The following is an 11,616-nucleotide window of genomic DNA, read 5'->3' as shown; positions in this document are numbered from 1 at the left end:
AAGGCAGGAATTTCCTTCTTACCTTGATAGAAAATCTTATTAACTTGGTTGATTTCAATCATTGAGAACCCTGCTTTGGCTCGAAATAGGAACAGTAGATAATGTTGAGCTACATCTCATTTATCAGATGATGCTATGGGTTTGTTGAATTTGTGTCAATAGGTGTTTTTACGTCTAGACGTCTATTTGAACGTTTGCATGCAAACGTTCAGGAATTAGATCGTGATGAAAGAAATAAAGCGTGCAATAATTCTGAATAAATAAAGTAGATAGAGAAGCAAATTGTGGCTAAACCAGCAGTCTTTTTAGATCGTGACGGTGTGATTAACGTTGATCATGGCTATGTACATGACGAACATGACTTTGAATTTATTGATGGTGTCTTTGAGGCAACCAAAAAATTGAAAGAGATGGGTTACCTACTTGTGCTTGTTACCAACCAATCCGGTATCGCACGCGGCAAGTTCAGCGAAGAACGTTTTGAGTCGCTCACTCAATGGATGGACTGGAACTTTGTCGATAATGGCGTCGAGCTAGATGGCATTTACTATTGCCCGCACCATGCAGAGCATGGCGTAGGGGTCTACAAAGAAGATTGTGATTGCCGTAAACCAAAACCAGGTATGTTTATTTCTGCCCGCGATTTTTTAAAGATCGATATGGCGAATTCAGTCATGGTGGGTGATAAAGCAGAAGATATGATGGCAGCAGAAGCGGCTGGTGTCGGCACAAAATTATTGGTTCGTACTGGTAAGCCGATCACCGAACAGGGAGAAAAGCTTGCAACAGCAGTACTGGATAGTATTGTGAATGTCCCTAACTATCTAAACAAATAGACTATTATATAAAGGCTGCAATTGCGGCCTTTATTTTTACAGGAGGTAAACATGGTCAAACTCGGTATTCTTGCCACGACAGTGCTGGTATTAGCAGGCTGTGCGAGCAGTGACAGCCAAACATCAAGCAATGATCCTAATCAGTATCAATATGATTGCGATAACCAGCATCAATTTTCAGTGACCTACTTAATTGAAGAACAGGGCGCTTTAGTGCGTGTACAAGAGATGGATTACGCCTTAATACAAGCCCCGGCTGGCTCTGGTTTGCGTTATATGTTACCTGACAATGCGTTGTCTGAAGTTATGCCGGTGACTCTCTATGCTAGAGGCGACAATGCACGTCTAGAGTATGGAAGAGAAGTTTATCAAAACTGTGTCACGCAAGGGCTTGCTGAAGAGTGAGACTGGTTAAAAATGTTTACTCTATAAAATAAGAGGGGCTTTGGTGGAAAAACCAAAGCCCCTTTTTCATCTTTGTTGTTCATTTTGACTTAATGCTCTTTGAAGCGTGTCGGTCAATCAACGGTAATTCACCACATAGCGCGTTGGCTTATGGTTCATCGCCAACACCAGATTAAGTACAACCGCGCCAAATACTGAATAGAGCAAGGTTTGCGGCGGTACAAAGAAAAATGAGGTAATTAAAATAACGCAATCAATCGCCAATTGAGTTTTGCCGACCGAAATACCGAATTTGTCTTGGATGAGTAAACAGAGCACGTTAAAGCCGCCAAGGCTAGAACGATGACGAAATAGAATTAGCATTCCCAGTCCCATCAAAACGCCACCCGCTAAAGCACAATAAGCAGGGCTGATTTTATCCAGACTGATCACCAAATCGAGGTGATCGGTTAAAATCGACACCAACGCACCTGAGATTGCGCTGTTAAATGCGAAGCGTGCGCCAAAACGTTTCCAAGCTAAAAGATAAAATGGGCAGTTCGCTAAAAAGTATAATGTGCCGAAAGACCAAGGAACAACTTGGCTAACGAGCAATGCAAGGCCAGTGGTGCCACCAGTAAGAAGGTGAGCTGATTGGAGGAAAAAGACCCCTTGTGCGACGATAAACGTGCCGGTCAATATGGCGATCCAATCTTCTTTACGTGTATGTTTTTCCATCAATTTAAAATTAAACCTTGAACGAATGGCCTGCATAGTAAGGAAAAGATGAGGTTTTCGGTAGATTGAGAGCGAAAATTAAGGTAAACCTATGTAATTGTCTTTTTACAAGGTGTAAATCGTCGTGTTGACAGTTATTGGGCAAAGATGGCCTCAACATGATAAACCTTGTAAACCAGTATGAAAAAACTGCATGAGAAAAATGCAATTTTCTCTTTATGACCTAGATCAAATTATGTAAAATGCGCGCCAGTAGGGTGACGAAAACGTTTGCGTCGGGGTCGTTTGCCAGTTTTTTGCAACTTTCAGTCTAAATCTGAGTCAGGAGATACAGATGCTTAAGCGTGATATGAACATCGCAGATTACGATGCGGATTTGTTCGCAGCTATCCAAGAAGAAACTCTTCGTCAGGAAGAGCACATTGAACTAATCGCTTCTGAAAACTACACCAGCCCACGAGTAATGGAAGCACAGGGCTCTCAGCTAACTAACAAGTACGCTGAAGGTTACCCAGGTAAACGCTACTACGGTGGTTGTGAGTATGTGGATAAAGTGGAAACACTTGCGATCGAACGTGCTTGTGAACTATTCGGTGCCGAATATGCCAACGTACAGCCACACTCGGGTTCTCAAGCTAATAACGCGGTTTACATGGCGCTGCTTAACGCTGGCGATACCGTTCTAGGCATGAGCCTAGCGCACGGCGGTCACCTAACTCACGGTTCACCAGTAAACTTCTCTGGTAAGCTTTACAACATTATTCCTTACGGCATCGATGAGAAAGGTCAAATCGATTACGAAGAAATGGAAGCATTAGCGGTAGAACACAAACCTAAGATGATCATTGGTGGTTTCTCTGCTTACTCTCAAGTGTGTGATTGGGCGCGTATGCGTGAAATCGCGGACAAAGTAGGTGCTTACTTCTTCGTTGATATGGCGCACGTAGCGGGTCTTATCGCTGCCGGTGTTTACCCGAACCCTGTACCGCATGCGCACGTAGTAACCACAACGACGCACAAAACGCTAGCGGGTCCACGCGGCGGTCTAATCCTTTCTAACGAAGGTGAAGATCTGTACAAGAAGCTGAACTCAGCGGTATTCCCTGGTGGTCAGGGTGGTCCTCTAATGCACGTTATTGCCGGTAAAGCAGTGGCGTTCAAAGAAGCGCTAGAGCCAGAATTCAAAGAATACCAAGCGCGCGTTGTTGCTAACGCAAAAGCAATGGTGGCTGAATTCCTTGCTCGTGGCTACAACATCGTTTCTGGTTCTACAGAGAACCACCTGTTCCTAGTTGATCTGATCGACAAAGACATCACAGGTAAAGAAGCGGATGCAGCACTAGGTGCGGCCAACATCACCGTGAACAAAAACTCAGTACCAAACGACCCACGTAGCCCATTCGTAACGTCTGGTATCCGTGTTGGTTCTCCATCAATCACTCGCCGTGGCTTTACTGAAGAAGATTCAAAAGCATTGGCAGGTTGGATGTGTGACATCCTAGACAACATTGGTGATGAGTCTGTGATTGAAGCCACCAAAGTGAAAGTGCTAGAAATTTGTAAGCGTCTACCGGTTTACGCTTAATTTTTCTTCGTAGAGTGAACGAGTGACTGTGTCGCTCATCTACTATGAAAATGCGATTTGAAAGGCTCCATCTGGAGCCTTTTTCGTATTTGGAATGATGAAAGTCGCTTAAGGTTCCTTTTTTGTCTAAAGAAAATAGGAAAATGATGTACTGATAATGGTTTGGCGGAACTTACTTGGCAATACTCAGTAATGTGCCGGATTTGCATTTGAATGAGTAATAGCGCGTGCTTTCGTTAAATTTTCCTAGCCCTTCGCCGCCACAATAATCGATATTAATGTCACGCATGGTATCGAGAGTGTTTTCGGTGTTGAGTGCGAACTTTGAACCATCAGAACATAAAATTCGCACTCGTCCATCATCACTGAGCGAGTAAATATCCACTTCGGTGTTACACAGTTCAAAAGAGGCTTCTTGAAAGTTATCTTGCTGCTCGGTAGTTGAACAGGCAGCAAGCATCACGCTAGCACTGACGGCCAGCAAAAGGCATTTTTCCATAGCTATATCCCATTTTATTAGGTGCGACGCTCTCGGCGGCCAGCAGAGTGGTATCGCTTTAATAAGCCTAGAAGTGCATATCATTTTGTGCAAGCTGGTAACGTAATAATAATGAATTAGTGGCCGCTTTTCAGGTGGATATACACGATGGGCATGGGAAACACAGGACGTACAAAACAAAAAGCCAGTCATAAGTAGACTGGCTTTTAACGATGACAATGTGCGGGCTAATTAGCTCACTTCGATGCCTTGCGCTTGAAGATCGGCATGGTAAGAAGAACGAACAAATGGGCCACAAGCTGCATGTGTAAAGCCAAGCTCCAGAGCAATTTCTTTCAGCTCATCAAACTCAGCTGGTGGCACGTAGCGCTCAACGGGTAGGTGATGACGGCTTGGCGCAAGGTATTGGCCAAGTGTCAGCATGGTTACCCCATGAGCACGAAGATCTTTCAATACTTCGACGATCTCTTCTTTGGTTTCGCCTAGGCCCATCATGACGCCAGACTTAGTTGGGATCTCCGGGTGTTGCTCTTTGAACTTTTGTAGTAGCTGTAGTGACCATTTGTAGTTAGCGCCAGGGCGAACTTTGCGGTACAAGCGTGGCGCGGTTTCTAGGTTGTGGTTAAACACATCTGGGGTGTTTTCACTGAGCAACTCGAGTGCAACATCCATACGGCCGCGGAAGTCAGGGACCAAGGTTTCAATTTTAATGTTTGGGCTTAGTGCGCGGATTTCACGGTTACAATCGGCAAAGTGTTGTGCGCCACCATCACGTAGATCATCACGGTCAACAGAGGTGATCACCACGTATTTTAGCTTCATGTCCGCGATAGTTTGTGCCAGCTTTTTCGGTTCGTCAGCTTCTGGTGCAACAGGGCGGCCATGGCCAACATCACAGAATGGGCAGCGGCGAGTACAGATTGCACCTAAGATCATAAAGGTCGCTGTACCGTGGTTAAAGCATTCCGCGAGGTTAGGGCATGAGGCCTCTTCACAAACAGAGTGCAGGTTGTTCTTACGCATTGCTGATTTGATGTCTTGAATGCGTTGGCTATCTGCAGGTAGCTTGATCTTCATCCAATCAGGCTTGCGTAGCACTTCTTTCTGCTCAGTAGGCATGTTTTTCACGGGAATTAATGCCATTTTATCAGCGTCACGGTATTTAACGCCTTTTTCCATTTGGATTGGTTTACTCATGCTTCTATTACTTCTCGTTTGGGACTGCTGTGCTGACTTGTAGTTGTTGATAATCTAACAGAGTCGCAAGTTCTTTTAGTAGTTGTTCGGCAACGACATTGACATCATCAGGACCACCAAGTTGGCTAACTTGCACCATTTCCATTCCCGCATAACCACATGGGTTTATACGTAGAAAAGGCGACATGTCCATATTAACGTTAAGTGCCAAACCATGAAATGAGCATCCTTTGCGGATACGTAGGCCGAGTGAGCAGATTTTTTTATTATCTACATACACACCAGGTGCATCTGGTCGAGCCGCTGAATCGATATTGTAAGCTTTAAGTGTATTGATCACGAGGTTCTCAATGTGAGTAACGAGATCTCGCACGCCGAATTTCTTGCGACGTATGTTTATCAGGAAGTAGACCACCATTTGGCCGGGACCATGGTAAGTTACTTGGCCACCGCGATCACTTTGCACCACAGGTATATCTCCTGTATTGAGCAGATGCTCGGTTTTGCCCGCTTGGCCTTGGGTAAAAACTGGATTGTGCTCGACAAACCAAACTTCATCGAGAGTTTCCTCGTTGCGTTGATCGGTAAAGGCATGCATTGCGTGCCAAATCGGCTCGTAATCTTGTTTACCAAGATGCTTCACAACCAGAGCTTCTTGCATTCCTGAGTCCATCATAAATCAATAAAGTGTCCGGATTATAAACCGCTTCGTGACATGGGACTATATGCTGATAACAGTTTTTTAACCCTTCTATTCAAAGGTGATTTTTATCCATTTGATATATAACAAAAAAGCAGCCGAAGCTGCTTTCAAAAATATTTTATTTTTTAAAATAAAATTATAGAACCATGCGAACGATGTCGATATCACCAAGTTCTTTGTATAGCGTCTCTACTTGTTCAATAGAAGTCGCTTGGATAGTAACTGACACGGCGTGATAGTTACCTTTTGAACTTGGTTTCACGGTAGGACTGTAGTCACCCGGAGCATGGCGTTGAATAACCTCGAGCACTTTTTCTGGTAATTCAGGCTTAGCGTAGCCCATAACCTTGTAAGTGAATGAACAAGGAAACTCAAGCAGGTCTTTCAGTTTTGCATCTGAGTTAATAGTCAGCATTTTTGGAAACTCCAAGTTGAAATGTCGATCTAAGCAGCGCGGAATGTTACTGCCAATCGGTTTGAATCTCAAGGTTGTCGATACAGCGATAATAAAACAAAAGCCGCCAAAAGGCGGCTTGAACTATCTAATTAGTGGCCGAGATTAGAATAAGCTTTTAACCAGCATTACGATGTAATCCCAAAGGCGACTGAATAGGCTACCCTCATGCACATCTTCAAGTGCAAGTAGAGGGTATTGCGCGATATCTTCACCATCTAGTTGGTAGTATAGCGTACCAACGACATCACCTTTACTAATTGGGGCTTCTAGCTCTTTTTCAAGTACGAAGCTTGCTTTTAGATTTTTCGCTTGACCACGAGGAAGAGTGACATAGGTATCTTGATCAAGGCCAAGAGCGACCATGTCTTTATCACCCATCCACACTTTTTCTTCTACAAACGTTTCACCTGCTTTATGCGGTGCAACCGTTTCAAAGAAGCGGAAACCGTAGCTCAATAGTTTTTTGCTTTCTGATTTACGTGCATTAGCGTTTTTGGTGCCCATTACAACCGCAACAAGGCGCATTTTACCTTCCGTTGCTGAGCTTACTAGGCTGTAACCTGCGTTGCTTGTGTGACCGGTCTTAATACCATCCACATTCATGCTTTTATCCCACAGCAAACCGTTACGGTTGTACTGAGTGATGCCGTTGTATGTATATTTTTGCTGTGAATAAATTCGGTACTCTTCAGGCACATCACGGATCAGTGCTGAGCCTAACAGCGCCATATCGTAAGGCGTTGAGTAAAGCGCATCATTGTCTAGGCCGTGAACGTTAGCGAAGTGCGTATCGCTCATACCTAGAGTGCTTGCCCAGGCATTCATCAAATCAACAAATGCATCTTCTGAACCGGCAATGTGCTCAGCCATCGCAACACAAGCATCGTTGCCTGATTGAACAATGATACCTTGGTTAAGGTCTTTTACTTTTACCGTGGTACCGACTTCGATAAACATTTTCGAAGAGTCTGGGAAGTTTTTTGCCCAAGCATTTTTACTGATGGTGACATCGTCATCTTCAGAAATATTGCCACGTGCGAGCTCTTGGCCGATAACGTAACTGGTCATCATCTTGGTCAAGCTTGCTGGTGACAGCTTGGTGTTCATTTCTTTTTGTGCCAGCACTTTGCCTGAATGGTAATCCATCAGCACATAGCCTTTCGCTGCAATTTGAGGTGCATCAGGCACTACAATAGGAGAGGCCATTACAGAAGAGGCGAAGCTTGCCGTAAGCGCAATAGAAGACGCAAAAACGGTTTTAATTAACGTTGTTTTTTTCATATTGACTACAGATTTATCTCGAACTGTCCATATCTTAACAGAAACCCTCGTTCAGACCAGTCAAGGAAGTGATCTGAACGAGAAGGAAACTAGTATTTTTTAACGAAGGCACTGGAATAACCCAGCAGTTTAACTTGCTCTAACGTTTTTTGCGTCAGGTTATAGTCATCAAATGGGCCAAGTATCACACGGTGAATCTCTTTATCTGAGTTTACCAAGCTGCCCACAGATAGTTTTTGACTTAGATCTTTCGCTAAAGTTTCAACACGATCTTTATGTGATGATGATGCGACCTGAATCTGATACTTCGGCAACGACTTCTGTTGCTCTGATTGCGGTTTTTCAACCGTAATCACTTCAATTTCAACGTTGGCGGTACCAGTACGAATAACATCAAGTTTGGTCGCGGCAGCAAAGCTCAAATCAATAATGCGACCCGGATGAAATGGCCCACGATCGTTAACACGCACGATGGTGCTTTTGCCATTGTCAGTGTTGGTGACTTTGACGTAGCTAGGCAATGGTAATTCTTTATGAGCAGCGCTCATAGAGTACATGTCATAAACCTCGCCAATTGAGGTTGAATGGCCATGGAATTTTTTGCCATACCATGACGCTTGGCCTTTTTCTTTAAAGCCTTTGGGATCTTTAATGATGTGATAGCGCTGGCCGCGAACGGTGTAATCTTTCGTACCCCCTAAGCTGTATGGCTCATATTGAGGAACCACTTCTTCAATATGTTCTACCGACATTGGCTGAGCAGGTGCAATGTCCTGTTCAAGATCGTAACGCTCTGCTTGATAGCGATCGGATTCAGACAGCGGTGGCGTTGTCGGAGTAGGCTCCGGTTCAGAAGGCGATGAGGAACAACCAACCATAACACTACTAACAAGTGCGAATGCTGCGAATTTATAGAGTGACTTCATTAGGTTGCCTTCGAAAACGCTTTTCTATGAGTATGAATAGACATCAAAATACCAAAACCGGCCATTAGCGTCACCATTGAGGTACCGCCATAGCTAATTAAAGGCAAGGGCACACCGACTACCGGCAAAATGCCACTTACCATACCAATGTTTACAAACACGTAAACAAAAAAACTTAACACAATACTGCCGGCCATCATGCGACCAAAAGCGGTTTGAGCCTTGCTGGCGAGATAAAGACCTCGCCCAATAATAAACAGATATAACAACAACAGGGTAAGAATACCGACGAGCCCCCATTCTTCGGCAATAACGGCAAAGATGAAGTCGGTATGTCGCTCGGGTAAAAACTCAAGCTGTGACTGAGTTCCTTGTAACCAACCTTTACCCATTACACCACCAGAGCCAATTGCAATCTTACTTTGGATAATATGGTAGCCAGCGCCTAAAGGGTCAGATTCAGGGTTGAACAGTGTCCTTACTCGCACCTTCTGATACTCGCGCATCAAGAAAAACCACAGTATAGGCAAGAAAGCACTGACGGCGCACACGGCGCTAAAAATGATTTTCCAACTGATCCCTGCAAGAAAAATCACAAAAACCCCAGAAGCGGCAATCAGGATCGAGGTGCCAAGATCGGGCTGTTTCGCGATGAGTATTGTAGGAACACATACCATCACTAACGACATCACCAGCGTTTGGAACGTTGGTGGTAGCGCGCGTCGACCGATGAAGCGAGCCACCATCAATGGCACGGCCAGTTTAAGTAGTTCGGAAGGTTGAAAGCGAACAAAGCCTAAATTTAGCCAGCGCTGTGCACCTTTTGATGACTCACCAAAAAAAAGCACTCCGAGCAGTAACGCGACGCCGCAAAAAAACATCAACGGCGCTAGCGTTTCGTAGGTTCGTGGTGGTAATTGAGCGAGAAAGAACATAACCCCAAGCGCTAACCCCATTCGCATCGCTTGGCGATCCATCATCGCAAAGCTTTGTCCGCTGGCACTGTACATTACGACTAAGCCAAAGCCCATCAGAAGTAAAATGCCCAATAACAGGGGTAAATCTATATGAAAGCGCTCAAACAGCGACCGGTTTTGGCCTGTCGCGGGGTCAAAATCCATTACTTCTCCACCTCATCCTTTTTCAGTAGTTCATGATCAAATATTTTTCGTGCTACTGGCGCACCGTTGGTCGAGCCTCCGCCTGCGTTTTCAAGCACGATTGAGACGACGACTTTCGGATCTTCAACTGGAGCAAAGCCGGTAAATAGGGCGTGGTCACGCAAGTGCTCGGCAAGTTCATCGGCGTTATATTCTTCATCTTCGCCAAGGCCAAAGACTTGCGCAGTGCCTGATTTACCCGCACTGACATATTTCGTACCTGCGAATGCACGGCGCGCGGTGCCTTTTTTGCCATTGTTTACGAGGCGCATGCCTTCAATAGCTATATCCCAGTAGCTCTCTTTTACACCGTTGATTGGCGGGTAAGTGAGTACTTCGGCCATGGTGTTATTATTGAACGGTTGCCCGTTTTCAATCGTAGCGCGCAGTAGATGTGGTGCAAAAACTTTCCCACGGTTAACGAGAACGGAGGTCGCTTTCGCTAATTGCATTGGGGTTGCAGTCCAGTAACCTTGGCCGATGCCGACGGGGATGGTATCCCCTTGGTACCATGGGGTACGGTGGCGTGCTAGCTTCCATTCGCGAGTCGGCATATTGGCTTTGCTCTCTTCGTGAATATCTATACCGGTATAGTCGCCAAAGCCGAACATCATCATCCATTGTGAAATACGGTCAATCCCCATGTCGTAAGCAACTTGGTAGTAGAAGGTATCCACTGATTCTTCTATCGACTTCACGACATCGACCTTGCCATGCCCCCAGCGTAACCAGTCACGGAAGGGTTTAGTTTTTGAATTTGGAATCTTCCAGTAGCCCGGATCGTTACGTACGGTGTAAGGGGTAATCACACCTTCCTCTAACGCTGCGACGGCCATCATTGGTTTGATCGTCGAAGCCGGAGGGTAAATTCCCAATGTCGCTCGGTTAACGAGTGGACGGTCTTTGTTATCCAACAATGCACGGTAATCTTTACCCGAAATACCATGTACAAACGAGTTTGGATCATAGCTTGGGCTTGAGACCATCGCCAGTACGCCATTATCGTGTGGATCGAGGACGACCGCACTGCCGCGGCGACCGGCCAGTAAATCATGAATGTAGGATTGTAAGTCGATGTCCAAGTTAAGCACGATGTCTTTTCCTGGTACAGGAGGTACATATTTCAGCACACGAATGATACGGCCGCGGCTGTTAACTTCGACTTCTTGATAACCGGCGGTACCGTGCAACATATCTTCGTAGTAACGCTCGATGCCAAGCTTACCGATATCTCGAGTTGCTTGGTAGTTAGCGTCTTTTTCCTCACGGACTAAGCGCTGCATATCGCGATCGTTGATACGTGATACATAGCCAATGACGTGAGTGAGTACTTCACCATAAGGGTAATAACGCTTAAGGTTAGCGTTAACGGTAACACCGGGGAAGTTATGTTGGTTGACCGAAAATTTGGCCACCTGCTCTTCGTTAAGTTGATTGAGGATCGGTACTGATTTAAAGCGACGCGTACGGCGGCGCTCTTTTTCAAAACGCTCAACTTGTTCTGGCGTAATGGCCAAGATTTGTTGCAGACGTGCAATGGTGTCGTCCATGTCTTTGATTTTTTCTGGCGTAATTTCCAGGCTAAAGACAGGGCGGTTTTCTGCCAATAAGACACCATTACGATCGTAAATAAGACCGCGATTTGGCGCGATCGGTACGATCTTAATTCGGTTGTCGTTTGAGCGCGTTTTGTAATCTTGATATTGATTAACCTGAATGTTGTACAGGTTGGCAACCAAGACGCCCATCATGGCGAAAATACCAATAAAAGCCACAATAGCACGGCTGCCAAACAGCCGTGCCTCTTCTTGGTAATCCCGAATACGGGTACGCTTCCTCAACATCGACGC

12 protein-coding genes are annotated in these 11,616 nt (G+C 45.3%); 3 read left to right on the top strand and 9 right to left on the bottom strand.

Annotated elements, in window-relative coordinates:
• Positions 1 to 284 precede the first annotated feature (284 nt).
• Both gmhB and RH88_RS03980 read left to right on the top strand, forming a co-directional pair.
• Positions 285 to 836, top strand: a complete 552-nt coding sequence (gmhB, locus tag RH88_RS03985; protein WP_005593600.1) for a D-glycero-beta-D-manno-heptose 1,7-bisphosphate 7-phosphatase — start codon at positions 285 to 287, stop codon at positions 834 to 836.
• Positions 837 to 887: 51 nt separating this feature from the next.
• On the top strand, positions 888 to 1,241 hold the full coding sequence (locus RH88_RS03980) for an MliC family protein (protein ID WP_005593599.1): 354 nt from the start codon (positions 888 to 890) through the stop codon (positions 1,239 to 1,241).
• 117 nt (positions 1,242 to 1,358) lie between these two features.
• Here the strand turns inward: RH88_RS03980 and RH88_RS03975 are convergent, their stop codons facing one another.
• Positions 1,359 to 1,958: a YitT family protein gene (locus RH88_RS03975; protein ID WP_005593598.1), complete on the bottom strand. Its 600-nt coding sequence runs from the start codon at positions 1,956 to 1,958 to the stop codon at positions 1,359 to 1,361.
• 334 nt (positions 1,959 to 2,292) lie between these two features.
• Here RH88_RS03975 and glyA point away from each other — a divergent pair, with 334 nt between their 5' ends.
• Positions 2,293 to 3,543: a serine hydroxymethyltransferase gene (gene glyA, locus RH88_RS03970; RefSeq protein ID WP_005593597.1), complete on the top strand. Its 1,251-nt coding sequence runs from the start codon at positions 2,293 to 2,295 to the stop codon at positions 3,541 to 3,543.
• A 172-nt stretch (positions 3,544 to 3,715) separates the two neighbouring features.
• On the opposite strand, the gene RH88_RS03965 is transcribed toward glyA, so the two are convergent.
• The 8 genes from RH88_RS03965 to mrdA form a co-directional block, all read right to left on the bottom strand.
• Positions 3,716 to 4,042, bottom strand: a complete 327-nt coding sequence (locus RH88_RS03965; protein ID WP_005593596.1) for a hypothetical protein — start codon at positions 4,040 to 4,042, stop codon at positions 3,716 to 3,718.
• Between the two features lie 231 nt (positions 4,043 to 4,273).
• Positions 4,274 to 5,239 carry a lipoyl synthase gene (gene lipA / locus RH88_RS03960; protein WP_005593595.1) on the bottom strand — a complete coding sequence of 322 codons (966 nt, stop codon included), beginning with the start codon at positions 5,237 to 5,239 and terminating at the stop codon, positions 4,274 to 4,276.
• 7 nt (positions 5,240 to 5,246) lie between these two features.
• Positions 5,247 to 5,900 carry a lipoyl(octanoyl) transferase LipB gene (gene lipB, locus RH88_RS03955; RefSeq protein ID WP_005593594.1) on the bottom strand — a complete coding sequence of 218 codons (654 nt, stop codon included), beginning with the start codon at positions 5,898 to 5,900 and terminating at the stop codon, positions 5,247 to 5,249.
• Positions 5,901 to 6,078: 178 nt separating this feature from the next.
• Complete coding sequence (ybeD, locus tag RH88_RS03950; RefSeq protein WP_005593593.1) at positions 6,079 to 6,357, bottom strand: DUF493 family protein YbeD; 279 nt, start codon at positions 6,355 to 6,357, stop codon at positions 6,079 to 6,081.
• Between the two features lie 144 nt (positions 6,358 to 6,501).
• On the bottom strand, positions 6,502 to 7,680 hold the full coding sequence (locus RH88_RS03945; protein WP_005593592.1) for a serine hydrolase: 1,179 nt from the start codon (positions 7,678 to 7,680) through the stop codon (positions 6,502 to 6,504).
• Between the two features lie 89 nt (positions 7,681 to 7,769).
• Positions 7,770 to 8,606: a septal ring lytic transglycosylase RlpA family protein gene (locus RH88_RS03940; protein WP_005593590.1), complete on the bottom strand. Its 837-nt coding sequence runs from the start codon at positions 8,604 to 8,606 to the stop codon at positions 7,770 to 7,772.
• The gene (rodA, locus tag RH88_RS03935; protein WP_005593588.1) at positions 8,606 to 9,727 is read right to left on the bottom strand and encodes a rod shape-determining protein RodA; all 1,122 of its coding nucleotides are present in this window, start codon (positions 9,725 to 9,727) and stop codon (positions 8,606 to 8,608) included. Before rodA ends, RH88_RS03940 begins: the two co-directional genes overlap by 1 nt.
• A complete protein-coding gene (gene mrdA, locus RH88_RS03930; protein ID WP_005593587.1) occupies positions 9,727 to 11,610 on the bottom strand; it encodes a penicillin-binding protein 2 in 1,884 nt (627 codons plus the stop codon). The genes rodA and mrdA overlap by 1 nt, the downstream gene beginning before the upstream one ends.
• Positions 11,611 to 11,616 lie beyond the last annotated feature (6 nt).

Source organism: Vibrio scophthalmi LMG 19158 (assembly GCF_000222585.1).
Taxonomy (GTDB): Bacteria; Pseudomonadota; Gammaproteobacteria; order Enterobacterales; family Vibrionaceae; genus Vibrio; species Vibrio scophthalmi.
Note: the sequence above shows the minus strand (reverse complement) of the source record. Positions and strands in the feature narration are given on the sequence as shown.